This is a genomic window from Deltaproteobacteria bacterium, from assembly GCA_019308905.1.
Taxonomy (GTDB): domain Bacteria; phylum Desulfobacterota; class BSN033; order WVXP01; family WVXP01; genus JAFDHF01.
Genome location: JAFDHF010000008.1, coordinates 45,026 through 69,777, shown reverse-complemented (window position 1 = coordinate 69,777; position 24,752 = coordinate 45,026). Strand labels below are relative to the sequence as shown.

Sequence of the window (24,752 nt, the reverse complement as noted above, 5' to 3'; positions counted from 1 at the left end):
TCGACCCGAAAACCGCAGGCGATCCGGTGCGCGGAATCGGTGGAGGTGTTAAAGGGGGGTGGCGGTTGGGGGTGGATGGTTACGGTTGTAGCGGGACGGCCGGCTGGCGGGGCGAGAGCCTCGGGTCTCTTGGATCAGGTTTCTGAGATCTCCGAGCATGGATCGGATGCGAGCCATCTCCTGGGGAGAGGCCTCTTGCCCCCCGAACCGTTGCCGGTTGTAAAGACAGGTGATATCGAGCACACCGTTGTAACCCCTGCCCCCTGATCGGATCACCTCCCGGGCGTACTCGAGAGGAGTAGTTCCCGCCTTTCTCGAAAAGCCCCGTGCCTCGAGCATCCTGACCATTTCCCTGTAGAACCCCACCCGGATCGGCTGGCGGGAAGATTCCTTTGTCGAGGCAAGGGGTTTCTTCACTTGACGGATGATCAGAAAGAGGGTTCCAACTCCTCCGAGTAGGATCAAAAGGAGAAAGAGAGACTTCTGCCAGGAGGGCGCCTTGCTTGCCCAGAGGCGGTATCGAATCTTGAGCGCCGCAAGAAGCCGCCGGCCTCCCCTCCCCAGGTAGAGGCCTTTGGTTCGGGCCAGGCGGACCGCCGCGACCTGGTCTCTCAACCGGTAGTTTATGACATATCGGTTCCACTTCAAGCGCAGGGCATCGACGAAATGGAAGAGTTCTTTGACCGGGCCGAAGACCGGTTTCTCCTCTCCGGCCGGCGGGGTGGGGTCGAAGGTCACCCAGCCGCTTCCAGGGAAATAGACCTCCACCCATGTGTGGGCGTCTTTCTCGCGGATCAGGTAGTACCGGCCGAATCCGTTCCACTCTCCACCGAGAAAGCCTGAAACGAGTCTGGCGGGGATGTCCAGGCTTCTGACCATCAGTGTCATGGCAGTGGCAAAGTGTTCGCAGAAGCCTTTTTTCTGATGGAAGAGAAAATCCTCGACAGGGGAGTAAGCGGGGTTTCTCTCCACGTCGAGACTGTAGGTGTAGTTTTCTTTGAGAAATTTCTCGACGGCCTCCACCTTTTGGTAGTCTCCCTCAAAGGGCTTGGTTACCTGATGGGCGAGACGCCGGATGCTCTGGCTCTGCTCGGGCAACTGGAGGGAGAAGTCGGAGCCCCCCTTTTCGGGAGGCCTGGGGCTGCTGATCTCCCTTCCATCCCGGGTGAGGGCGATCTCGGATCGAACCCTGTAGCTCAGCCGTATCCTCTTCCTCACAGAGAGGGGGAGCTCTATGGTGCCGAGCCTGTTGGTCTTCACGTACAGAAAATCGCCTGAAACGGCCACGGTACCGGGAAGAGAAAAGACGAGATCCATACCGAGGGGTTCCATGTAGAAGGTCTGCTCCAGAATCGGCCCCGTGCCGGCTCTTTCTCGGACGGGAAAGACCCTGCCAGAGCCTGGTCTCAGGAGCCGGTCGAAGGGCGCCCGGCTCTCCCATGCCCTGCCGTTGTAATAGTCGAAGGCCATTGCTCGCCAGTGGAGGGGTCCTGCCTGTGGCGTTCCCTGTGCCGGATAGAGCTCAACCCTCATGACAGCCCGTGAGTCGAGTCTTACCGGACCGAAGAGGGCGAGGTCCACGGTCTTGGAGAATCCCGAAACACGGCTGTCAGGGCTTCTTGAATGGAGATAGCCGAATCCGATGCGGGGGATTCCATAGAAGAAGGCAAGGGTGATGAAGAAGGAGAAGAAGGCGACCAGGGACACGGTCGCAAGAAACCGGCCGCCCACGGGTGGTGCCCCGCCAGGATCTGCGGACAGCTCCATTCCCCTGCTTTCCAACTCTTCCTTGAAGTGGTGGAGAATCAGGGTCCAGGTCAGCATCAAGAGATAGAAGAGGAAGGAGAAGACGAAGGAGAGCCCGGCGGTCAATCCGGCCGCAGAAATCAGGCCGAAGAAGCTCAGGCCGTAGAGTTGATGGTAGTCGCGGTTGTTTTTCAGGCTGAAGAGCTTGACGGTCTGAATCAGAATCAGGAGATGGGCCGAGGCGATGATCATGTCTCCTGAGAGGAAGAAGTAATCGGCAAGGCCGAAGAGGAGGGCGGCAAGGGCAGCAGTGTTTCCCAATGCCCTGGAGAGAATCAGGGAAGGCCCGAGGCGGCTCTTGAAAAAAGAGAGGCCCAGTGCGGCGAATCCCAATGAGAGGATCAGCGGATTGAGAGCTCCTGTCAGGGCCTGGGAGAGAAACCCGGCCAGAACGAGCAGATGATAGGAAGACCTGAAAAGAGATAGAAACCTCTTGTTCATGGCGGTTCATTGAGAGATCTATGGAAATCGAGAACAGACACAGGGATGCACTCCTCGGGGATTCCGCTCAAAGCATCCGGGCGTGCCGAGATGAATACCACCGACCCCTGCCTGCCGTTTCGCCAAGATCCGGGATCCGGAGGGTTGGTTTCGGCCAGGTCTTCTCCTTCGACGAGGGAGAGTATCTCAAGCAGACTCCGCGCATGATGCGTTCCGAGGCCGAAAGGCGTTGTACGGCCCCTGGTGACGAGCCTGGTCTGAAACCCTCTCTGGTCCAACCTGAGAACCAGGGTTGCAGCAATGCGAACCGCGGTCTCGAACAGCTCCTTAGGATTCTCAAGGTGACCCATACCGAAGGCCCCGTCGAGGACAAGGCTGACGCGGTGGCTCTGTTCCGCCTCAAACTCCTTGACCATGAGGCTGGACCGTTTCGCGGAGCTTCGCCAGTGGATCGACCTTGAGTCGTCGCCGGTCCGGTAGTCTCGAATGCCCAGGAAGTCGCCTTCATTTGCCTTTCTTATATTGGGGAGCTTACCGGTCCCGTCACCCGGGGTCCTGATTCCCTCGAACCGGTCGGGCAGGATCTCGGGGTAGACCAGGATCGCTCTCTCCTTGCGGATTTCTCTCGATTTGACGAAGAGGCCGAAGGGATATCTGGTGGTGAGGCGGAACCCTGTGAATGCGTGGCGCCCCCGCCTCTCAAAGCGGGCCCGGTAGTTCAGGACGAGGGTCTTCCCCGCGGCAATCTTGAGAAGATAGTGATTCCCCAAGGCAACATCCCCTTCGCCCAGGTCCTCGATCTGGAGAGAGAAAGTGGGGACAAATCGCTTGAGATTTGTCACCCTCAGCTCTACCAGGAAGGGGGAGGCGGCGAAAACGGATTGGGGAAAGGATCTCGACAAGGAGATCCGCTTGATAGACTGTTCCGAGAGTATCCCCGAGACCACGATGAGGCTGAGCATCATGGCCAGGATCATGTAAAGCAGATTGTTCCCGGTGTTCAAGGCCCCGATGCCCACTCCGAGTGTGATGAGAAAGAATCGGAATCCTACGGGTGTGAACCTCAGGGCTCGATCCCTGTAAGAGAGCTGGAGGAGTCTTCGCAAGGATTCCATCTATTCGCGACTCTCCCGGCGGCCTCATAGGGGCACAGGGACACTCTCGACCAGGTCCTGTATGATTCGCTCGGCCTCCTCACCCCTCTGGCCGTAGAAGTTGAATCGACCGGCCACAACCACCCGGTGGGCCAGGACCGGGACGGCCACACCCTTGATGTCGTCGGGAATGCAGTATCCCCTTCCCCGGCTGACTGCCATGGCTTTTGATGCCTTCATGAGAAAAAGCCCCCCTCTGGGGCTCGCGCCCACTTCGAGGTTCTTGGAGCTTCGAGTTGCACCCACGATATGGAGGATATAGTCCATCAGGCTCTCATCCATCCGCACGGTGTCTACCATCTCCTGGAGATGGAGAACCTCCTCCACAGAGAGGACGGGGGCGAGATCACTACATGGGGAGCCCGGCCACTCTGCCTTGAGAATCTCTTTTTCGTCGTCGATCTGGGGGTATCCGATCCGGATGCGCATCATGAACCTGTCGAGTTGGGATTCGGGCAGGGGAAAGGTACCCTGGTACTCCAGGGGGTTCTGTGTGGCGATGACGATGAAGGGTCTGGGCAGGGGATAGGTCTCCTTGTCGATCGAGACCTGGGATTCATTCATGGCCTCAAGCAGTGAGCTCTGGGTCTTGGGTGAGGTCCGGTTGATCTCGTCGGCAAGAACCACATTGGAGAAGATGGGGCCCGATTTGAATTCGAACTCCTTCTGAATCGGGTTGTAGACCGAAACGCCCAGGATGTCCGAGGGCAGCATGTCGCTTGTAAACTGGATCCTCTTGAAGGAGCAGTTAAGGGAGCGTGCGAGACTGTGGGCCAACGTCGTCTTGCCCACCCCGGGCACATCCTCGATCAGGAGATGGCCTCTTGCGAGAAGTGTGATCACCGCCAGTCGGACCACATGAGACTTCCCCTTGATTGCCTTCTCCACGTTTTTCTGGAGGAGGGAGATCCTGGCCGCGGTTTCCATGTCGACCTGCATAGGTTTTTTCTCCAGATGGCACACCTGCATTTGGAGGGGCTCAAAGAAATCTACGGCAAAAGCGGGCAGATTGGAAGAAGGGGAAAGCATAATCCATGCCACAGGCCGATGCGTCCTTGCCGGACCGGGAATATTCTGCTATTCTTCTGCCGAGGTCAACGCGGGGAGGCAAGAGGCGCATCTTGGAGGAAAATGCACCGGGTCTGCTAAAGAAGATACTCATCCACATCGCAGGGATCAGCCTGATCCTCGTGGGAATTGCCGGGCTCTTCCTCCCTGTTCTCCAGGGGATTCTCCTTATCGCCGGGGGAGTGGGGCTTCTTGCAACTGGCAATGAGACGGTGAAAAAGTGGGTTTACCGCGTTAAGAGGAGATACCCCCGGCAGACTCTCGTCTTGAAACGGATCAGAACAAAGGTCCTCTGCCGGCGGAGCTCTTCATCCGGCTAAGTGGTGTAAGATCAAAAGAGGGAGCGCACGACGGTGGGGAGGAGGTCTTCCGAGAGAAACTCCTTGTGCTTTCCACAGTGGGGTTGATCCGGTTTCCTCGTGCACTCCTGGCACTGGCTCAGGATTCTCATGCCTTCATGGAAATCCCGAAGGATGGTCTGGTAGACGGCTCTCCTTCTCTCCGCTTCGGCGCTCTGCTTTTGGAGCCGCACGAGAAGCTTCTTGGCCACTTCTCCTCTGGTCTTGCTCTTGCGTTTCAAGGCCATCAGCACCTTGATCTCCTTGAGGCTCATCTCGAGTTCTTGGAGTGATTGAATCAGATTGATCCTGGAGAGAGCTGTTCCATCGTAGAGCCGAAACCCTCCGGGGCTTCGCATGGCCGGATTGATCAGTCCGAGTTCCTCGTAATAGCGTATCGTCCTGAGGGAAACGCCCGTCTTTCTTGCGACCTCGCCGATCTTCATCAGCCCCTGTGTATTGCCCACGCGGTTCCTCGCAGCCATGCCCTGTTAAGTATAAAAAAGATGGCTTTTGTGTTTCAAGGCCAGAGAGGAGCGAAGGGACTTGCCCTCCTCTCGATTTTCTGTTAGTATCGCAAAAAAGTCTTATGGTTACGGCCAATTAGTAATCACTGAAGAGTGGCCGTGGGGCGGGCATCACGGGGTTTTTTGTGGTCGTTCCCTTTTGCCGGGAAAGGCTTTCCCGAAAGGGAGTCTTTATGCTCCGAGTCCGCCGGCATGGGTTTTCCGGTCGGGTCGACCGGTGCTCGGAATGGGTCAGAAGGTTCCCCAAGAGAAAGGGACCGGCACGTCTCGGTGGCGGCCGGCCGGAGGGACCCGTTGCAGGGATCCCTTGGTCTCCGAAAGGGCTGAGATGCCTGGCTCGAACCCGGGCGGAGGAGTTCCTTATGGATGAATTCAGTGTTCTTGTTGTCGATGACGAGCAAGAGGTGCGGCAGACTCTTTCGGAGATGATCGAGGGGCTCGGGTATCAGGTTCTGGTGGCAGGGGGCGGGGAGGAGGCTCTTCGGAGAATCAGGGACGAGAAGGTCGATCTGGTCATTACCGATCTGTCGATGCCCGGATTGAACGGTTTGGATCTGATACTCGCCTCCAAGGAGATCAACCCTAGTATTCCCATCGCCGTCATCTCCGCCTTTGGAAGTGTGGAGAACACAAGCGAGGCCCTTACCAGGGGTGCCTTCAGCTTCGTGGCCAAGCCCTTCAAGCTGCCGGAGATAAGGGAACTGGTTCGAAAGGGCAGGCAGTTGCGGGAATTGTCCCTGGGGACCTACGCGCTTATGGAGTGGGTTCAGAGTCAAACGGAGATGGTCTTCCCCAGCCAGCCCCATCTCTTCCCCTCTGCGATACTGTTTGCCGTCAAGGAGTGCCAGTGGCGGGGCATGGACGATGAAGGGCGCCTGGAGAATGTCGCCATATGCCTGGAGGAGCTTCTGAGTAATGCCTATGTTCATGGTAACCGGAGGAATGGGGATAAGCGAATCAGGCTGAAGATGTCTTTCGATGCGGAGAAATTTGTCCTTTCTGTCAGAGACGAGGGGGAGGGATTTGACGGGGAGAACTACTTGGGAATGATAAGGGGACGGCAGCCGTCGGTTCCTGAGAAGAGGGGTCTCTTCATCGTCGACCTCCTTGCGGACGAACTCCGGTTCAACGGCAAAGGCGACGAGGTGACGGCGGTGATGTACAGAGAAAAGAGGCCGGCAGGGCGATGATGGATGACAGAGAACCAGGGCACGGGGAAAGGTCGCTGGAATCCATCCTAGACTGGTGGCGGCGGTCCAAGGACATCTCACCCTGCATAACGAGGGTCGAACATATACCCGCACGGAGGGGGATCTACGCTGATTTCCCCCCGTTTATTCACGGGGAACTCGTCTCGGTCCTGAAGAAGAGAGGCATCTCGAGGCTTTACTCCCACCAGAAAGAGGCTCTCGAGGCGGTCCGTTCGGGCAAGGACGTGGTCGTGGTTACACCGACCGCCTCGGGCAAGACCCTCTGCTACAACCTGCCTGTTCTCAACGACAAGATGGAGAACCCCCCTTCCCGCTCCCTCTATCTGTTTCCCACAAAGGCCTTGGCCCAGGACCAGATGGCCGAAGTCGAGGAATTCCAGGGCGGGATTTCCCGCCGTCTCAAGGTTCACACATACGACGGGGATACGCCCGGTGAAGTGCGCCGTGCTATCCGATCCCAGGCAGACATCGTCATAACAAATCCGGACATGCTTCATACGGGCATACTCCCCCATCATACCAAGTGGGCCTCTTTTTTCCAGAACCTCAGGTACGTGGTCATAGACGAGCTCCATTTCTACCGGGGTGTGCTGGGTTCCCACATGGCGAACGTGATTCGCCGGATGGATCGAGTCTCGGCCTTCTACGGGTCGAGGCCCCAATTCATCTGCTGCAGTGCCACAATCGCAAACCCGAAAGATCTGGCCGAGAGGTTGATCGAGAGGCGCGTGGAACTGATTGCCCGGAACGGAGCGCCCTCTGGGGAGAAGACCTTTGTCTTCTTCAATCCTCCTGTTGTCAACAAGGAGTTGGGTATCCGGGCGAATCATCTCAAAGCCGCCGAGAGACTCGCCTCGGCACTTCTAAAGGAAAAGGTCCAGACCATCCTCTTTGTTACCAGCAGGCTCAATGTGGAGGTGCTGACAAAGTATCTGAAAGACCGCGTTGGAAGGTCGACAGGCAGGGAGCAGTCGATCCGGGGGTATCGCGGGGGTTACCTGCCCCGGACGAGGAGGGAGATCGAGAGGGGGCTGCGAGAGGGCCGGGTTCTGGCAGTGGTCTCCACGAACGCCCTGGAGTTGGGAATCGACATCGGGTGGTTGAATGCATGCATGATCGTCGGCTATCCGGGCACCATCGCCAGTACTTGGCAGCAGGCCGGGAGGGCCGGGCGGAGATCCGGCAGGGCCCTGGTGGTTTTCGTTGCGAGGAGTTCCCCTCTGGATCAGTTTATTATCGAGCATCCGGACTACTTCTTCGGCGGGAGCCCAGAGTACGGCCGGGTCAACCCGGACAATCTCCTGATCATGTTGAGCCATATCAAGTGCGCAGCCTTCGAGCTCCCCTTCAGGGAGGGAGAAAGGTTCGGCGGAGAAGATCTCGATGAGATCCTGGAATTCCTGGCCGATAAGGAGGTCCTCCACAAGTCCGGGGGGCGGTGGCACTGGACACAGGATGCCTACCCTGCCGACGAGGTGAGTCTCAGAAGCATCTCCGAGGAGAACTTCGTGGTGGTTGACACCACGAGGGAAAAGGGGAAACCTGCAAACCGGGTCATTGCAGAGGTGGATTTCGTGGGGGCCCATACCACCCTCTATCCGGAGGCCGTCTACATGTGTGAATCCCAACTCTACCAGGTGGAGAGGCTCGACTATCACCACCGGAAGGCATACGTCAGGAGATTCCACGGGGATCACTATACCGAGGCATTGAGCTACACCCATATCGCCATCCTCGATACCTTTGAAGGCAGCGAGGAGGGTTCGTACCGGGTCGAACACGGCGAGATAAGACTCACAAGCAAGGTGGTGGGATTCAAGAAGATCCGATTCCATACCCTGGAGAACCTGGGTTACGGCAAGGTGAGTCTCCCTGACCAGGAGATGCACACCACTGCCTGTTGGTTCACCTTTCGGAAGGCGGCGATCGACAGTTTCTCCCTTCCCCGGTGGGAGGTCATAGACGGGGTACTGGGGATCTCTCATGCCCTCCATGCCGTGGCCTGTCTTCATCTGATGTGTGATCCCAGAGACATACAGTGGACTGTCGGAGACAGGGAGGGTCGTTGGTTTGTCCGGCTCTCGGGTGAAGGCAGGGGCCTGTACGGATCTGTCGGCGGAGAAGATCTGGTCTCTCCGGAAACGGTCGAGGAGTTTGAGCCCACTGTCTATATTTATGAGAGTTATCCCGGAGGAGTGGGGTTCAGCCACCAGATCTACGATACCAGAGAGGGCCTCTTCCGCGAGACTCTCGGACTCATCTCCCGCTGTCCCTGTTCCCATGGCTGTCCCTCGTGTGTGGGCCCCACAAAAGAGGTGGGTATGAACTCCAAGGAGGTGGCCATGGCCCTGCTCAGCCATGTCTTGGATTCCACGGGAGTTTGATAGTCAAAGGGGCCGACGGTGTCTGCTGCTCCCGGAGGCCTGTAGGACCCGCATCGGGTTCTGAGAGAGGCCTTGCCCTCGACGGGGATCATGATGGGTATCAAAGAGCGGCTGGAAAGACTCGAAACGAGGTCCGGGGCAAAGCGACAGGCCCGGGATGAGATAGTCTCGGATCTGAAGAAGAGGCTCGAGAGACTGGCTCGTGACCGGCGAATAGTGGCAGAGGGGAAGAAGTCGAGACCTGTTGAGGAGTTGATCGGGGGCCAAGAGGTGGCCACCCCCCACGGAAAGACTCTCATGAGGGAGGAGACCTACGGTTCAGGTTACCGCCATGGAGGTATGCTGCTCGACCGGATATTGGAAATCCCGACGGATTCGATTTCCGTAGTTTCCCGGGACGAAAGCCTCGTAGGCCTTGATTTTTCCCGGACTCTCTTCATCGATGTGGAGACTACCGGTCTGGCCGGTGGAACGGGAACCTGCGCGTTTCTGGTGGGTGTGGGTTTTTTCGAAGGGGGCCGATTCATAACGCGCCAGTTCTTTCTCAGGGATTTCTCAGAGGAGAGGGCTATGCTCTGGCTCCTGGGCAAGCTGGCCGCAAGGTTCCGATTCCTCGTGACTTTCAACGGGAAGAGATTCGACGTTCCCGTGCTGGAGACGAGGTTTGTCCTTTCCCAAATGGAAAACCCCTTGAGGGATCTCCCGAACCACGACCTCCTGTTCCCCTCCATGAGGATATGGAGAGGGGCGTATGGGGACTGTCGGTTGGCCACGCTGGAGTCTCACGTACTGGATATCCAGCGTCACGACGACATCCCGAGTGAGATGATCCCCTACGTCTATTTCGACTATCTCAGGACCGGCGACGGAAACCGGATCCAGCGCGTGTTCTATCACAACCGCATGGACGTTCTCTCGCTTGTCACCCTGGCCGGGCGGATCCATGAGCTGGTTCACGCCCCTCAGACGGCCTCCAAAAGGGAGTGGGTCGAGCCTTATGCCGTCGGAAGACTCCTGTCGAATCGGAAAAGAACCGGTGAGGCGATCGGATGTTTTCATCATGCCTTGAGGATCTGCAAGGATTCCGGAGAGTGGGAGATCCTGAAGCACCTTTCCCTGGCCATGAAAAGAGAGAGGCAGATGGAGGGGGCGGTTTCGCTCTGGAAAGAGATGGTCTCTCTGGACGGGAGCCGGGGGCTCTTCCCTTACGAAGAATTGGGAAAGTACTACGAGCACCATGCGAAGGACTATCAGGAAGCTCTGAGATGGGTCAGAGAGGCCTCCGGTAAGCTGAGGGACCTGAGTATGGTCGAGAGGGAGGCCCTCCAACGCCGGTATCGCCGCCTCCTTTCAAAGAAAAGCGGGGGGAAGGACAGCGGCGAGGGCGTGGCGGAAATCAGCAGCAGATCCCTGCCTCCTTGGCAGTGTTCGAGACGGAGAGTCGATCAGGACCGAGTGCATGAGAGCTCTTCCGGGAGAGGATCCGGTTGTAAAGGGAGAGGATCTGGGAGGTGATGTTTTCCCACGAATGCCTTTTCGCCTGATCGATCCCTCGGCTTCCCATGAAGCTTCTGAGGGCACTGTCCCGCAGAAGCCTGTCGAGCCTGTCCGCAATGGCCCGGGGGTTTCCCTCGGGGATGAGATACCCTGTCTGGCCGTCTCTAACCGTATAGTTCAGGCCGCCTACCCTCGATGCGATCACGGGAGTACCGCAGGCCATCGACTCCAATGCCACCATGCCGAATGACTCGTAGCGGGATGGCAGAAGGCAGACCTCGGCTGCGGAGTAAAAGAGGGGGAGCGCTTCCTGGGGCTGAGAGCCGAGAAAGGTTACCACAGGATCGAGGCCGAGTTGAGAGGCGAGGTGCTTCAGCCTCTCCATCTCTGTGTCTGCCGAATTGCCACGGTTGTCCCTATCGCCTCCGATGATGAGAAGCCGGAGGTCCTCGGAATGGATACCCCGCTTATCGATGAGCATGGCCACCGCCTTGAGAAGACAGTCCAGGCCTTTGATCGGCTGGATCCGCCCCACGAACAGAAGGATCCGGTGGCCGGAAAGACCGAGTCGCTCCTTTGCAGTCTCCTTGGGCAGAGGCGTGAACAGATCGAGGTCGACGCCGCAGGGAACAACGGCGATCTTGCTGCAATCCGCTCCGTAGTACCAGACCATTTGGGCTCGATCAGCCGGAGTCGAGGCCACGATGAGTTGGGAGAGACCCATCACCTTCTTTTCGATACCGATTCGCAGGTCTGTCTCTCTTTCCTCCTTCACCCTGGCTACCATGTTTTTCATCACGCCGAGGGTATGAAACATATGGACGAGGGGGGCTCCGAGCTGCCGGGAGAGTTCAAGGCCGGCCCACCCGGAGAGCCAGTAGTGGCTGTGGATGATGTCGTAACGGATTCCCCGGGCATGGGCAAAATCCAGGATCCCTCTAACAAAAGCGGGCAGGTAGAGCCAGATCCCGTCTTTCCCAAACGGCCTCTGAGGACCGGCCTGAACATGGACCACCCGGGCCTTCCCGCCCAGGGGAACCACTCTGCCGACGTCAGGGCTTTGAGAGCGGGTGAATACGTCCACCTCGACACCGGAGCTCCCGAGGCGGCGCCCGATTTCTCTCACATAGACGTTCATGCCCCCCGTCCGCTTCCTGCCCAGGTCGGCCAGGGGACAGGTATGAAAGCTGATCATGGCGATCCGTTTCAAGGTTAATGCTCCTCTCGCCTATAGACGGTATATCTGTAGATTACATAATCCCTCGCCCCGAATCGATACTTGTAGGACTCGTTCCCCCTCAGGAAGTCATAGGTTTTCACCCCTTTCGAGATCGCGTCCTCTATGGAATGGCTGATCAGAACCCAGCCGGGACTCCAGTGGCCGAACTCCTTGTCATATCCCGAGTTGTAGAGGTAGAGGGAGTCTCCGTATTTGAAGGTGACCAGACCGGCCAGCCTCCTGCCGTTGGCTTCGAGGAAGGAGATATCAAGCCATCCTGCCCGGTGAAGGCACGAGGCCATTTCCCTGAAGAAATCCTCCCTTGTCTGGTTCATGAAAACCGCTTTTGCAGGATCGCTCTTCTTGTGGAGTTCGATAAAGGATTCCATATCCTGGAGGATGAATGGTGCAGAACTGTTGAGATACCTGTACTCTCCTGCCTCCCGCCGGATCTTCTTGCTTTTCCGCCTGATCTCGTGACGGTTCTTCCGATTCATTCCTGCAAGAAAAGTCTCCCAGCTCGAAGGGAGTTCGACCCTCGGGCAGACATCCTCCATGACAAGGGTGTGAGGGAATCCGCTCTTCTCGCAGATTCTCACAAGGTGTTCCAGAGTGGGGGAATCCGAGGGAAGGCAATGGAGATCGAGGGTATCCCAGAGTTCCCCGTGGGTGGTGATCAAGTCGGCCACTGCCTCGAAGAAAGGAACCTCCTCTCCCCGGCGGATAATGAAGTCGAGGTAGTCGGACAGATCGGTACCTCCCAGGAAACCGAGCCTCTTTGGGCCGTCCCCCTCTGAACTAGTCATAAGAGGGGCTATCCCCGCGAGTCTGCCATCGGGAGTTCGAGCGGTAATGAGGAAGAGTCCTCCTGAGGAACCGAAATGTTTCCACCAGAGAGTGTTCCACTCCCACGTCTGGAACACCGTGTTGGTCGCACTCCGGCCGAGGAGGTCTTCCCATTCGTCTCTGAGCTCCATGAGATCTGAAGGATCCTGATGGAGCTCGAGTCTCAGCGGCTTGTCCGTCATTTGATCCCATTGGAAGCCACAAGAGTTTCCAGCGAGGGTTACAGAGAGAAAAATACCACAGTCCCCGGAGATGTTGCAACGACAGAGGAGGTGGAGTTTTTTGACTTTTGGGGAACATCCTTGCCTCCTGGCGACATTGCGGAAGCGGTGGGGTACCCATCAAGGGTGAGCGGGGAGGGGAAAGGTCGTGTTCGTGATTCGTGAGTCGTGTTCCCGGGGAAGGGACAGGAACCGCCCACCCGCGAACCTTGATAGGGTCACCGCGTGAGCTCAGGAGCGAGGGGTTGTCCTGCCAAAACAGAAAAAAGCCTGAAGTCATATTCTTTCAAGAATCCTCGGCCGGAGACTCAGGAAACTCCACCAGGGGAGGGAAGAGAGGTTCGGGGGTCCTTCTGCCCGGTGCCGGGAGCGTGAGAAGGGAGTGATAGGGATTTCAGAGACAAAAGGGGGTCGCCTCTGGGGGGAGGACTACCCGGGTAGGGCAGAACCGGGGTGGTTTCCTGCGGTGGAAGGGAAAGGGTTATGGCGGGAGGACTCCTGTGAGAGGGGGGAATTGACAGGCAATGGGTTCTTAACTAAAATTATTATGAATCGGAGGTGGAGTACATGATCACGACAAAACCTGCTCCTTCGCGGCTGAATCGTTTTTTCGACTGGCTGATCCGGAGGGCTTTCCAGGATCTGAAGATAAGGGAGCCCGCAGTGGCCGATTACATCGCCGACCTGCTGGCAAAGTTCGCCCGGACGGACAACCTGTACAGGATAAGGGACCTGCAGGGCAGGAGACTCGACAGCGTGGTGGAGATGCTCCTTGAGGCCGGGAGGATGGGGGAGGTCGATTCGGATCTCGAAAAGGAGCGGGAGATCTACAAGCATACCGGCGACTACATTCTTTTCATGTCCGGTGTTTTCCGCGAATACGTCGAAAAAAACGCGTTTCTCGGGTATTACCTCCAGGAAGGTGGAAGGGCGTACCAGGTGGTCTTTGACATGGATGTCAGGCTCATGAGACCAGCCTATCTGTTTCTTGAACTGGCCAGGCGGTTCGAATTCTATTCAGGAGCGGTTCACTACATGAAAAAGGCTTTCTTCAAGGACAGAGGGGGGAATGACCCTTTTCTGGACTTTGCGGGCCAACTGGAGATTCTGGCCTAAGCTTTCGGCTTAGAGGAGGAATCGCCATGCCGACCTATGATTTTGTCTGCACGAAGTGTAAGAAGCCGGTAAGTATGAATCTGTCGCTCCAGGAGTACGAGAAGGGGAAGGCAAAGTGCCCCCACTGCGGAAGCATGGACCTGAAACAGCAGATTACGCCCTTCATGACCAAGACATCCAGAAAGAGCTGAAAGATAGGCGGTTTTGTCGGCTATTTTCGTCCGCCGAACAGGCCGGGAGGGCTCGTTCTACCACCTGACCTCGGGCGGGGAGGAGAGGATCGGCCGTTAGACCCTGATGGTTTCGAGGAACTCGTTCCATCTCTGCTTGGCCGGGTTGCTGTCGGGCTCGATGAGATAGAGGCCGGCTTTGAAATTGGGAGGCGGCGTGCCGGGGAAAAAGAGATTGTACCAGATCACCGTGCTCGCCATGGAAACGGTACCTTCATCGAGTTCCACTTCGACATCGATGTGAGGTGCTTTTTGGGCCTTGGCGATGAGGGGGAGGAGATAGTCCATATCCTGGGGCGAGAGCATGACATCGATGGTGAGGCCCTCCATGGAGACATCGTAGGTCTCTCCTCTGATCGATCGCTGTTCAGGCCCATGGCGGCGGAGGTCTGTATCCAGGTCTTCCGGATCCCGGACGGTAAAGGAGAGGGGCAGCCTGATCTTCAACCGGCGGTACCGTCTCCTCTCGCCCATGGAGTTTCCGAAATCCTCTTCCACCACCAGAATCCTCCCTCCCGTTTGAGATGAACCGTAGACGAGGTGTTTCGTAGATGAGTCTTTTGGAAGATGATACCTCCTTTCTAACCCATATGGCGGGTTTTGTCAAATCCATGGGGAGCGGAGGCGGTGGTAGTATGGATCCGGGTGGGAGGATGGTGAAGAGATTCGGGAGGTTTTTCTCCGCCTTGTTGGTGGCTCTGGTTCTCCTCTCGGGGTGTACGGCCCTGAGGATTCGTGAGGTGCGGAGGCCGGAGGACGCCCTGGTGCGCCTCAAGGCCAGCCGGTTTCCCAGGTTTCTGGACGACCTCGATAAGGCGTCTCTGAAAGAGGCTCTCCAGGGCAGTATCCGCTACTTCAGATCTCTGCCGCAGGACCGGCTGCTGGTCCTGGGCCCAGACACCTACACGGTGGCCGATGCGGTCTCCTCCCTCGAGGCTTTTCTCGGTCTTCTCGAAGAGGCCCGTACACCTGAAGAGGTGGATCGTCTTGTCGCCAGCCGCTTCCAGGTCTACCAGTCTGTTGGTCACGGTTGGGGGCGCCGGGTGCTCTTTACCGGCTACTACGAACCGGTGGTGGAGGGGAGCCTCGTTCGGGACGAGGGTCACCCCTATCCCCTCTACAGGAAGCCTGACGAACTGGTCACTGTCAGGCTGGGGATGTTCAGTCCGCGTTTCGAGGGGGAGAGGATCATGGGGAGACTGGAAGGGGACCGGCTTGTCCCGTTTTACACCCGGGCCCAGATCGACGGTGAGGGTGTTCTGGAGGGAAGGGGATACGAGATAGTCTGGCTCAGGGACAAGATCGACCGGTATTTCTTGCAGATCCAGGGGTCGGGTTTCGTGCGGCTTCAGGATGGTAGGTGCCTGCGAGTAAACTACGATGCCGCAAACGGGAGGCCGTACCGGAGCATCGGGAGACTTCTCATAGATCGGGGGAAAATCCCGAGAAAGGAGATGTCCATGCAGCGAATCCGATCCTACCTCCGTGACAACCCGCGTGAGGTGGACGAGGTTCTTTTTCACGACCCGAGCTACACCTTCTTCCGTGTGGTGGAGAGGGGCCCGCTGGGGAACATCAACGTCCCCCTCACGACGGGCCGCTCTATTGCCACCGATTCAAGACTCTTTCCAAAGGGAGGACTCGCCTTTGTTATCACGGAAAAACCGGTGATGGACGAGAAGGGGGATATAGTCGAATGGAAACCCTTCTCCAGGTTTGTGGTAAACCAGGATACAGGAGGGGCTATCCGCGGCCCCGCGAGAGTGGACCTGTTTTGGGGGGAGGGAGAGGTGGCCGCGGTTTCTGCAGGGCACATGAAACAGAGGGGGAAGCTCTTTTTCCTGATGAAGAGGAAGGAATCGAGGTGAAGCGGCCGTGCCTCCAAATTGATTTTCCCCGCACGGTGTGGTAAGTATTCAGTGTACAGGAGGAAACCGTGGACGATAGTGACAGTTGCCAAAGGTTGCAGGAAGAGGGGGGGGATTGATCGGCACGTATTTCCACAAGACCTCCCTTCCTCTCTCCTGCCTTTTTGAAAACCTTCGGTTCTACTGAAATACCGAGCCACAGAGACAACGGAGCATAGTTCGGAGTCCTTATCGGTCGTGTTCGATCAGAGGAGGAGCCATGCGGGGTGCTCTTTTTGTTCCCGAGCTTCGAGAACTGGTGGCTGCAGGGAATCGTGATACGATTCGGGAGGTCTTCGCCGATCTCCACCCGTCGGATGGTGCGGAACTCATCTCGGGTTTGGAGCCTCACGAGATCATGGATATTCTGGCCATTGTCGGCAACCGGGCTTCCATTGAGATATTCGAACAGCTCGATCTGCCGGTTCAGAAGGCCTGTCTGGAAAAAGCCGGTCCAAAGGCCGTGCTCCCCTTTATCGAGGGCATGTCTCCGGACGACCGGGTAGACCTGATCAAGGAGGTGGAGCCGGAAATAGCGGAACGCCTCATGCCGCTGCTGGCCCAGGCCGAGCGGGATGACATCAGGCGCCTCCTCGCCTATGAGGAGGGCACGGCCGGGGCCATAATGACCACCGAGTATGCCTCGGTGGACAAGGACATTACAGCGGCCGAAGCCCTCAACCGGCTGAGAATGCAGGCCCCCAACAAGGAGACGGTCTACTATGTCTATGTTGTCGACCAGGATCGGAGATTGACGGGCTTCGTGACCTTGAAGGATATTCTCCTTGCTCGACCGACCGAGCGGGTGGAAGAGATCATGGAGAAGGATGTAATCAGTGTCTCCATTGACGAGAGCGCCGAGGAGGTGGCCGACAAGATCTCTCACTATGATTTTCTGGCCATTCCGGTTATCGACGAGGAGAGACGGCTGGTGGGGATCGTGACCGTGGATGATATTCTCGATGTGGTGGAAGAAGAGGCCACAGAGGACATCTACCACCTGGCGGCTGCAGGAAAGCCGCTCGACTACCTGAGCACTGGGACCTTCAAGATCGCCCGGGAACGGATTCTCTGGCTCTTTATCCTGGTCCTGACGGGATTTGTGGCCGGAGCGGTGATGCAGAGGTTTCAAGACCAGTTGACCGCCGTCATCGCCCTGGTCTTCTTCATCCCGGTCTTGTCCGGAACCGGGGGCAATGCGGGGACCCAGACCACCACGGTCATCATCCGAGGGCTTGCCACAGGGGAACTGGAGATGAGGGATATCTTCAGGATTCTTTTCAAGGAGATTCGGATCGGCATGCTTGTGGGCCTGGCCATGGGCGTTCTTACGGCTCTTCGGGCGGTGATTACCAGCCCGGATCCAAACCTAGTTGTTCCTCTCAGTCTGACCGTGGGGCTGGCCATGGTGGGATGCGTGATGCTTGCCATATCGGCGGGAGCGGTGCTTCCAATCTTTTTCAAGAAGATCGGTCTCGATCCGGCCTTGATGTCAGGCCCCTTTATCAGCAGCCTGATGGACGTGTTCACATTGCTCCTCTATCTGAGCCTGGCAGCAGCCATAATTCCGATTCCCGCCTGAGAGGATAGGGGGATAGCCCATGGGGGGCCGCGAGGGGGGTCGTCCTCGGCTTCTCAGTGGGAGTTCCGGGCTCCCGTTCTCTTCCCCTTCTCGACGGTGGCTTCTATCAGATCGAGGAGGCGCTGGGGTGGGATCGGTTTTGGAAGGAACAGATCGGCTCCTGCTGCCAGCCCTCGTTTTTCCTCATCCGGGTCGCTCTTGGCGGTAAGCATGACGATGGGGGTCCGGGAATATCCCTCCGTTGCGCGGATCCTCTCGCAGAGCTGGAAACCGTCCATCCGGGGCATGATGACGTCGAGGATGAGGAGATCAAAGCGATGGTTTTCAATCTCCTCCAGGGCCTGGGCGCCGCTCTGGACAGTGGTGACAGCGTAACCCCGAGGTGCCAGGAGCTCCCTTAAGGCCACGAGAACCAGTTCGTCATCGTCAACTACCAGGATTCTTCTTGCCATTTTCATCCCCCTTGGGGACGGGGAGATAGACTCTGAAATTCGTCCCCCTGTCCTGGCGGGAGTCGACCTCGATACGACCCCCGTGGTTTTCGATTATTCCGTAGCATATGGCAAGGCCCAGTCCAGTACCCTTGCCCACATCTTTTGTGGTGAAGAAGGGGACGAAGATCTTGTCGATGATCTCCTCGGGGATCCCTCTGCCGGTATCCCCTATGAGAACCTCGACCTCCTGTTCGGTCTCCTTCTCGATCAGGCGGGTCTTGATGATTAGCCGTCTCGGTTCGTCCTGGTCTTGCATGGCGTCCCGGGCATTGGAGATCAGGTTGAGAAAGACCTGCTCGAGTTGATTGGAATCACCGAGAATCACGGGCAAATTCGGAGCCAGATCCTTCTCCGTGGAGATGTTTTGGTTGAGGAGTTGTTGGCCCACAATCATCAGGGCGTTTTCAAGGGGGAGACGGATGTCTAGAGGCTCAAAAACCGTCTCGGCCTGGCGGGAGAACTCCCTCAGGTGGTTGATGATCTTTGCCATCCTTCTGTTGCATTCCTGGACCAGCTCCAGCCGGGTCTGGTTGGGGCATCCCTTGTGGAGGTTCTCGGAGATCACATGGAGGATAGTGTCTGATGCCATCAGGGGGTTGTTCAGTTCATGGGCGACACCGGCCACAAGATCTCCCAGGGCCCTTGTCTTGGCCGTCTGAACCAGGAAGGCCTGGGTCTTTTTCAGCTCGGCATCGAGTCTCTTGCGTTCGGTGATGTCCCTCATGATTCCCTCGTAGGCGACCGGTCTGCCCTGGGCGTCCCTGACGAGATTGGAGGTGATCAGGACGAAGACCTCTGTACCGTCCTTCTTTTTCAACCTCTGCTCGAAATCCTTGACATACCCGTGTCTCTCGATCTCCTTCTTCATCTTTTCCCGATCTTCGGGATTGACGTAAAGGTCTCGAGGGATGTCGATTGAGAGGAGATCCTCTTTGTCTCTGTAGCCGAACAGCTCTACGGCCGATTGGTTGACATCGAGGAATTTCCCCTCAACGGTGGAGATATAGATCCCGTCTTTCGACCCCTCGAAGAGCCTCTGATACCTGGCCTCCGACTCGGTCAGCCTGGCTGTCCGGTCGGCCACGATTTCTTGGAGCTTCTCCGTTTTGTCCAGAATCTGCCGGGCCATCTCGTTGAAGGACCGGCCCAGGAGGCCGACCTCGTCCCTGCTGGAGGTATCGGCCTGGTGGGAGAAGTCGCCTCTGGCCATCCTGGCGGTGATCTCGGTGAGATTGAGGATGGGTCGGGTAAGAAGTCTGGACAGCAACACCGCCAGGAAAACGGCCGCCGACACGATGGCTCCCGAGACGAGGTAGATAAACAGCCTGGTTCTGCCCACGGCGTGATAGATCTCTTGTTCGTAGCTCCCCGCACCGATGATCCAATCCCAGTCCTTGAAATACACGTACTTTGTGATCTTCCTCCTCGGTCTCTTCTCCCCCAACTCCACGTTGACCCAGGGGTACCGGATGGTTCCGACCTGCCGCTCCCTGAGCAGCGACCCCTCCTGGATGATCTTGGAGATTACGGCTGATTCAGCCGGATTTGGCAGGGAGGCGATGTTTCTGCCCTCTTTGGTGGGATGAAGAATGATATTGCCCTTCGTATCCACTACAAAGGCGTACCCTGTTCGGCCTACCCTGATCCGGGCAATGGCCTTCTTGAGGGCATCGATCGGCTGGTCCCTCGTCTTAACACAGAGGGCTCCGACGATCCTCTGCCCTTCGTCACGGAGAGGCCCGAAGGCCCTTGTCTCCCATCTGTCACCCTTGAAGGTCTGTTCCAGATAGGTTTGGCCCCTGAGTATCGCATCGACAAGGGGGGAGGTGAGGGAGATGTAATCACCCGGGGCTCCGGGTCCGCCTCTGTCTGGAACAGTAGTCGATATTGCGAGAAGACCGCCTTCGTGCACCCTCTGATAGACCGTACACTCGCCGCCGAGCAGTCGCTGGATCTCTTCAACGAGGCCGCTGTTCCCGGTAATGGGAGAGTCGCCCGTCTCGAGCAGGGGCAGCTCGACGCGGCGTACCTCACGGGTCTCGTGATCGACCGCCTTGAATACAACCGTTACGGCCCGGTCTTCCCTGAGGTATCTACCCCGGTCTTTCAGCATGGACTGGGCCATATCGAGGCTCGAGGCGGCTCTGCTCCGGAGCGACCCCTGTTCGATCCGGCACATGGAGACCACGTCCTGAAGGATGTGTTCCAGGTCGGCCTCTGCTGCCCGTTGGAGGGCATGTGTGAAACGGCCGAGAGCGAGTGCCGAGATGATGAGGATGGGAAGGAGGACCAGGACTACCGCCATAAGAGTTATCTTCGTTTGGATTTTCCAGTCCCTGAAGAATCTTCTCATGCCCTGGTCCTGGACGGTGAGGCGGTGTCACTCCTGTGATGACGGATAGGGTCTTGTGATTTCTTGTTGGATCGGCAAAAAAATCCCGCCACGCCCGTTCAGAGCGTGGCGGGAAGATTCTCACTATGAGAAGTCGCCCTGTGACTCGGCGAGAGGGAGTTCTTCGCTTTCTCCGTACATCTCGCCGGTTTCCGGTTCCTCATAGCCTTCCACGTGGATCTTCAGCCTTGTGTACCTGTTGAGGCCGGTGCCAGCCGGGATCAGGCGTCCCATGATCACGTTCTCCTTGAGCCCCCTGAGATGATCGGTCTTTCCAGCCACCGCCGCCTGGGTCAGGACCTTGGTGGTCTCCTGGAAAGAAGCGGCTGATATGAAGCTGTCGGTGATCAGGGAGGCCTTGGTGATCCCCAGGAAGAGAGGCTCTGCAATGGCAGGTTTCCCTCCCTGGGCAAGGACCCTGGCGTTTTCCTCTTCGAAGACGTGTTTCTCCACCTGGTCATCCACGAGGAAGTTGGTGTCTCCCACTTCCTTCACTCGCACCCGCTTGAGCATCTGCCTCACGATGACCTCGATATGCTTGTCGTTGATCTTGACCCCCTGGAGTTTGTAGACCTCCTGGATCTCGTCCACCAGGTACTTTGCCAGTTCTTTGTCTCCCAGCACACGGAGGATATCATGGGGATTCGCCGGTCCGTCCATCAGGGGTTCTCCGGCCTTCACTATATCCCCTTCATGGACACTGATGTGCTTGTCGCGGGGAAAAGAATACTCCCGGGGTTCCCCCACATCGGGGGTGATGATGACCTTCCGCTTCCCCTTAACGTCCTTGCCAAAGGAGACCCTGCCGTTGATCTCGCTTATGATGGCGTATTCCTTGGGTTTGCGAGCCTCAAACAGCTCGGCCACCCTTGGGAGACCGCCGGTGATGTCCTTGGTCTTCGTCGTCTCCCTTGGAATCTTGACAAGGACGTCTCCCGCCTCGACCATATCTCCCTCTGCGACCAGGATATTGGAGCCCACCGAGAGGAGATATCTCGCAGCCGATGTCGAGTCAGGCAACTGGAGTGTCTTGCCCTTCTCGTCCTTGATGGAGATCCTCGGGCGGAGATGGGGGTCTTTCGACTCCGTGATCACCTTTCGGGAGAGCCCCGTAAAATCGTCGACCCTTTCGTGCATCGTCACGCCTTCGATGATGTCACCGAACTTGACACGTCCTCCCACTTCGGTCAGAATGGGGATCGAGTATGGGTCCCACTCGGCGAGCAACTGGCCCTCCTTGATCTCGTCACCGTCGTTGACCTTGAGCTTTGCACCGTAGATGACCGAATAGCGCCGCCTCTCCCGGCCCTCTTCATCCACGATGGCAAGCTCGCCGTTTCGGTTCATAACGACCAGGTCACCATCCCGGTTTCGCACGGTCTTCAGGTTCTCGAACTTGATTCTCCCGGGGATCCTCGCCTCGAGGGTCGTCTGTTCCGCACGGCGGCTGGCGGTCCCGCCGATGTGAAAGGTTCGCATGGTCAACTGGGTCCCAGGCTCGCCTATGGACTGGGCCGCAATTATGCCGATGGCTTCACCCACATTGACCAGCCGCCCCCTGGCAAGATCCCTCCCGTAGCAAAGGGCGCAGACCCCCCGCTTGGATTTGCAGGTCAGGACCGAGCGGATCTTGGCCTTGTCGATGCCCGCATCAGCCATCCGCCTGGCCGCCTCCTCGTCGATCTCCTGGTTGCCCCTTACCAGTACTTCTCCTGTGTAAGGATCCTTGATATCCTCCAGGGCGACACGGCCGAGGATTCGGCTGGCCAGGGGTTCTATGATCTCCCCCCCTTCTACGAGAGCGGTGGCCTCTATGCCGTCCAGGGTCTGGCAGTCGTACTCGGTGATAATGACATCCTGGGCCACGTCGACGAGCCGCCTGGTGAGATAACCCGAGTTTGCGGTTTTCAGGGCCGTATCGGCAAGCCCCTTCCTTGCGCCATGGGTCGAGATGAAGTACTGGAGCACCGTGAGACCCTCTCTGAAGTTCGCGGTGATAGGGGTCTCGATGATCTCCCCTGAGGGCTTCGCCATGAGTCCCCTCATCCCGGCGAGCTGGCGGATCTGCTGGGCACTTCCCCTGGCGCCCGAATCCGCCATCATAAAGATCGGGTTCATGCTGGAGACCCGGAGCTTCCTCCCATCGGGTGTGGTAATCTCCTCGGTTCCCAGCTGTCTCAGCATCTCTTCGGCTATCTTTTCGGTGACCTGGGACCAGAGGTCGATCACCTTGTTGTAGCGTTCACCGTCTGTAATAAGGCCCTCGGTGTACTGCTCCCTGACCTCCTGAACCTCGCGGTTGGCCTCTTCGAGAAACCTCTCCTTGTTGGGCGGGATCAGCATGTGGTCGATACACATGGAGATACCAGCCTGCGTGGCATAACGATAACCCAGATTCTTGACACGATCCGCCAGGAGAACGGTCTCCTTCTCTCCCGCCACCCGGTAGGTATAGTCGATGAGGTTCCCAAGTTCCCCCTTGTTCATGGTCTTGTTGACAGCCGAGAAGGGAACGTCTTTGGGGACTATCTCCCTCAGGAGAACCCTGCCCACCGTGGTATCGACCATCTCGCCGTCTATTCTTACCTTGATAGCGGCATGGAGGTCTACGGTCTCAGCGTCGTAGGCGATGCGGACTTCTTCCGGATCAGAGAAGATCTTCCCCTCCCCCTTACATCCAGGCCTCTCCTTGGTGAGGTAGTAAATACCAAGTACGATATCCTGGGTCGGCACGATGATCGGCTTGCCGTGGGCAGGAGAGAGGATGTTGTTGGTGGACATCATGAGAATTCGCGCCTCGGCCTGAGCCTCGACCGAAAGAGGGATGTGAACGGCCATCTGGTCCCCGTCGAAATCCGCGTTGAAGGCCGAACAGACCAGTGGGTGGAGCTGGATCGCCTTTCCCTCGATCAAGACCGGCTCAAATGCCTGGATGCCGAGCCGATGCAGGGTAGGGGCGCGGTTGAGCAGGACCGGATGTTCGCGGATCACCTCGTCCAGAACGTCCCACACCTCGGACTTCTCCTTCTCGACCATCTTCTTTGCACTCTTGATGGTAGAAACGAGGCCCTTCTCTTCCAGCTTGTTGTAGATGAAGGGTTTGAAAAGCTCCAGGGCCATCTTCTTGGGGAGGCCGCACTGGTGGAGCCTCAACTCGGGTCCCACAACGATGACGGAACGGCCCGAGTAATCAACCCTCTTGCCGAGGAGGTTCTGGCGGAATCGGCCCTGTTTTCCGCGAAGCATGTCGCTCAGGGACTTGAGGGGCTTCTTGTTGGCCCCGAGAATGGTGCGGCCCCTCTTGCCGTTGTCGAGAAGAGCGTCGACCGCCTCCTGGAGCATCCTCTTCTCGTTTCTGATGATGATGTCCGGTGCATTCAGCTCGAGGAGCCTCTTGAGACGGTTGTTGCGGTTGATCACCCTCCTGTACAGATCGTTCAGATCGGAGGTGGCGAATCTTCCTCCGTCCAGAGGAACCAGGGGCCTCAGATCCGGTGGGATGACAGGGATGACCTCGAGGATCATCCATTCGGGTTTGTTCCCCGAATCCCTGAAGGCCTCGACGATCCTGAGCCGCTTGGCGACCTTTTTCTTCTTCGCCTCTGATGTGGTCTCCCTCATCTCCAGGCGGAGTTCTTCTGAGAGTTTCTCCACATCGGTTGCGGCCAGCAGATCCCGGATCGCCTCTGCACCCTGTCCCGCGACGAGATCGGGGTATTTCTTGGATGCCTCCCGGTACTTCTCCTCTGAGAGAAGGTCACCCTTGGTAAGGGGCGAGCTGCCCGGGTCCAGGACCACGTAAGCCTCGAAGTAGAGAACCCGCTCCAGGTCCCTGAGGGTCATGTCGAGAAGAATCCCTATCTTGCTCGGGATGCTCTTCAAGAACCAGATATGGGCCACAGGCGTTGCCAGCCGGATATGTCCCATCCGTTCACGCCTGACCTTCGACTGGATGACCTCGACACCGCATTTCTCGCATACGATGCCGCGGTGTTTCATGCGCTTGTATTTGCCGCAGTTGCACTCGTAGTCCTTTACAGGACCGAAGATCTTGGCACAGAAAAGACCGTCCTTCTCGGGCTTGAAAGTCCGATAGTTGATGGTCTCCGGCTTTTTCACCTCTCCGTGGGACCATGACTCGATCTTCTCAGGAGAGGCGATGGAGATTCGAATGGCATTGAAACTCAAAGGACTCTTTGGTTTCTCGAGAAAGCTGAGATAGTCTTCCAAGATATCCTCCCTAAAGAATTTCCCAGGAATTCGAGCGGCTCATCCGGGTTCTTTATCTGCTGTCTTTTCCCGGATTCCACACTCTCTAC

18 protein-coding genes are annotated in these 24,752 nt (G+C 57.5%); 8 read left to right on the top strand and 10 right to left on the bottom strand.

Annotated elements, in window-relative coordinates; translation table 11 throughout:
* Positions 1–48: 48 nt before the first annotated feature.
* From JRJ26_04945 to JRJ26_04935, 3 genes are read right to left on the bottom strand one after another with little or no spacing between them, the layout of a single operon-like run.
* Complete coding sequence (locus JRJ26_04945; protein ID MBW2056825.1) at positions 49–2,247, bottom strand: DUF3488 domain-containing protein; 2,199 nt, start codon at positions 2,245–2,247, stop codon at positions 49–51.
* Positions 2,244–3,362, bottom strand: coding sequence for a DUF58 domain-containing protein (locus JRJ26_04940; GenBank protein ID MBW2056824.1), 1,119 nt, complete (start codon positions 3,360–3,362; stop codon positions 2,244–2,246). Before JRJ26_04940 ends, JRJ26_04945 begins: the two co-directional genes overlap by 4 nt.
* A 24-nt stretch (positions 3,363–3,386) precedes the next feature.
* Positions 3,387–4,340: a MoxR family ATPase gene (locus tag JRJ26_04935; protein ID MBW2056823.1), complete on the bottom strand. Its 954-nt coding sequence runs from the start codon at positions 4,338–4,340 to the stop codon at positions 3,387–3,389.
* A gap of 182 nt (positions 4,341–4,522) precedes the next feature.
* Between JRJ26_04935 and JRJ26_04930 the strand changes: the two genes are divergently transcribed.
* Positions 4,523–4,789, top strand: coding sequence for a hypothetical protein (locus tag JRJ26_04930; protein MBW2056822.1), 267 nt, complete (start codon positions 4,523–4,525; stop codon positions 4,787–4,789).
* Between the two features lie 11 nt (positions 4,790–4,800).
* Here the strand turns inward: JRJ26_04930 and JRJ26_04925 are convergent, their stop codons facing one another.
* Positions 4,801–5,274 carry a MerR family transcriptional regulator gene (locus tag JRJ26_04925; GenBank protein MBW2056821.1) on the bottom strand — a complete coding sequence of 158 codons (474 nt, stop codon included), beginning with the start codon at positions 5,272–5,274 and terminating at the stop codon, positions 4,801–4,803.
* 422 nt (positions 5,275–5,696) lie between these two features.
* Between JRJ26_04925 and JRJ26_04920 the strand changes: the two genes are divergently transcribed.
* The 3 genes from JRJ26_04920 to JRJ26_04910 all read left to right on the top strand — a co-directional run bounded on the left by JRJ26_04920 (position 5,697) and on the right by JRJ26_04910 (position 10,444).
* Positions 5,697–6,524: a response regulator gene (locus JRJ26_04920; protein ID MBW2056820.1), complete on the top strand. Its 828-nt coding sequence runs from the start codon at positions 5,697–5,699 to the stop codon at positions 6,522–6,524.
* Positions 6,524–8,929, top strand: a complete 2,406-nt coding sequence (locus JRJ26_04915; protein MBW2056819.1) for a DEAD/DEAH box helicase — start codon at positions 6,524–6,526, stop codon at positions 8,927–8,929. The genes JRJ26_04920 and JRJ26_04915 overlap by 1 nt, the downstream gene beginning before the upstream one ends.
* A 72-nt stretch (positions 8,930–9,001) precedes the next feature.
* Positions 9,002–10,444 carry a ribonuclease H-like domain-containing protein gene (locus tag JRJ26_04910; GenBank protein ID MBW2056818.1) on the top strand — a complete coding sequence of 481 codons (1,443 nt, stop codon included), beginning with the start codon at positions 9,002–9,004 and terminating at the stop codon, positions 10,442–10,444.
* On the opposite strand, the gene JRJ26_04905 is transcribed toward JRJ26_04910, so the two are convergent.
* Positions 10,326–11,636: a glycosyltransferase gene (locus tag JRJ26_04905; protein MBW2056817.1), complete on the bottom strand. Its 1,311-nt coding sequence runs from the start codon at positions 11,634–11,636 to the stop codon at positions 10,326–10,328. The two genes, JRJ26_04910 and JRJ26_04905, sit on opposite strands and share 119 nt — an antisense overlap.
* A gap of 2 nt (positions 11,637–11,638) precedes the next feature.
* Positions 11,639–12,673 carry a GNAT family N-acetyltransferase gene (locus JRJ26_04900; protein ID MBW2056816.1) on the bottom strand — a complete coding sequence of 345 codons (1,035 nt, stop codon included), beginning with the start codon at positions 12,671–12,673 and terminating at the stop codon, positions 11,639–11,641.
* Between the two features lie 606 nt (positions 12,674–13,279).
* Here JRJ26_04900 and JRJ26_04895 point away from each other — a divergent pair.
* Positions 13,280–13,828 (top strand): hypothetical protein, encoded by a 549-nt coding sequence (locus JRJ26_04895; GenBank protein ID MBW2056815.1) that lies wholly within the window; start codon positions 13,280–13,282, stop codon positions 13,826–13,828.
* Between the two features lie 26 nt (positions 13,829–13,854).
* A complete protein-coding gene (locus tag JRJ26_04890) occupies positions 13,855–14,019 on the top strand; it encodes a zinc ribbon domain-containing protein (protein MBW2056814.1) in 165 nt (54 codons plus the stop codon).
* 96 nt (positions 14,020–14,115) lie between these two features.
* Here the strand turns inward: JRJ26_04890 and JRJ26_04885 are convergent, their stop codons facing one another.
* Positions 14,116–14,559 (bottom strand): hypothetical protein, encoded by a 444-nt coding sequence (locus JRJ26_04885; GenBank protein MBW2056813.1) that lies wholly within the window; start codon positions 14,557–14,559, stop codon positions 14,116–14,118.
* 50 nt (positions 14,560–14,609) lie between these two features.
* Between JRJ26_04885 and JRJ26_04880 the strand changes: the two genes are divergently transcribed.
* Both JRJ26_04880 and mgtE read left to right on the top strand, forming a co-directional pair.
* Entirely contained in the window at positions 14,610–15,926 is a 1,317-nt protein-coding gene (locus tag JRJ26_04880) for an MltA domain-containing protein (GenBank protein MBW2056812.1), read from the top strand.
* Positions 15,927–16,185: 259 nt separating this feature from the next.
* Positions 16,186–17,547 (top strand): magnesium transporter, encoded by a 1,362-nt coding sequence (mgtE, locus tag JRJ26_04875; protein MBW2056811.1) that lies wholly within the window; start codon positions 16,186–16,188, stop codon positions 17,545–17,547.
* 53 nt (positions 17,548–17,600) lie between these two features.
* Here the strand turns inward: mgtE and JRJ26_04870 are convergent, their stop codons facing one another.
* The 3 genes from JRJ26_04870 to rpoC form a co-directional block, all read right to left on the bottom strand.
* Positions 17,601–17,999, bottom strand: coding sequence for a response regulator (locus JRJ26_04870; protein MBW2056810.1), 399 nt, complete (start codon positions 17,997–17,999; stop codon positions 17,601–17,603).
* The gene (locus JRJ26_04865; GenBank protein ID MBW2056809.1) at positions 17,974–20,394 is read right to left on the bottom strand and encodes a Cache 3/Cache 2 fusion domain-containing protein; all 2,421 of its coding nucleotides are present in this window, start codon (positions 20,392–20,394) and stop codon (positions 17,974–17,976) included. Before JRJ26_04865 ends, JRJ26_04870 begins: the two co-directional genes overlap by 26 nt.
* A 123-nt stretch (positions 20,395–20,517) precedes the next feature.
* The gene (gene rpoC, locus JRJ26_04860; protein ID MBW2056808.1) at positions 20,518–24,663 is read right to left on the bottom strand and encodes a DNA-directed RNA polymerase subunit beta'; all 4,146 of its coding nucleotides are present in this window, start codon (positions 24,661–24,663) and stop codon (positions 20,518–20,520) included.
* Between the last annotated feature and the right edge of the window lie 89 nt (positions 24,664–24,752).

Coding starts and splice junctions, on each gene's coding strand:
- JRJ26_04945 (MBW2056825.1), bottom strand. CDS start 2,247: ATGAACAAGAGGTTTCTATCTCTTTTCAGGTCTTCCTATCATCTGCTC.
- JRJ26_04940 (MBW2056824.1), bottom strand. CDS start 3,362: ATGGAATCCTTGCGAAGACTCCTCCAGCTCTCTTACAGGGATCGAGCC.
- JRJ26_04935 (MBW2056823.1), bottom strand. CDS start 4,340: ATGCAGGTCGACATGGAAACCGCGGCCAGGATCTCCCTCCTCCAGAAA.
- JRJ26_04920 (MBW2056820.1), top strand. CDS start 5,697: ATGGATGAATTCAGTGTTCTTGTTGTCGATGACGAGCAAGAGGTGCGG.
- JRJ26_04915 (MBW2056819.1), top strand. CDS start 6,524: ATGGATGACAGAGAACCAGGGCACGGGGAAAGGTCGCTGGAATCCATC.
- JRJ26_04900 (MBW2056816.1), bottom strand. CDS start 12,673: ATGACGGACAAGCCGCTGAGACTCGAGCTCCATCAGGATCCTTCAGAT.
- JRJ26_04895 (MBW2056815.1), top strand. CDS start 13,280: ATGATCACGACAAAACCTGCTCCTTCGCGGCTGAATCGTTTTTTCGAC.
- JRJ26_04890 (MBW2056814.1), top strand. CDS start 13,855: ATGCCGACCTATGATTTTGTCTGCACGAAGTGTAAGAAGCCGGTAAGT.
- JRJ26_04880 (MBW2056812.1), top strand. CDS start 14,610: ATGAGTCTTTTGGAAGATGATACCTCCTTTCTAACCCATATGGCGGGT.
- mgtE (MBW2056811.1), top strand. CDS start 16,186: ATGCGGGGTGCTCTTTTTGTTCCCGAGCTTCGAGAACTGGTGGCTGCA.
- JRJ26_04870 (MBW2056810.1), bottom strand. CDS start 17,999: ATGGCAAGAAGAATCCTGGTAGTTGACGATGACGAACTGGTTCTCGTG.
- JRJ26_04865 (MBW2056809.1), bottom strand. CDS start 20,394: ATGAGAAGATTCTTCAGGGACTGGAAAATCCAAACGAAGATAACTCTT.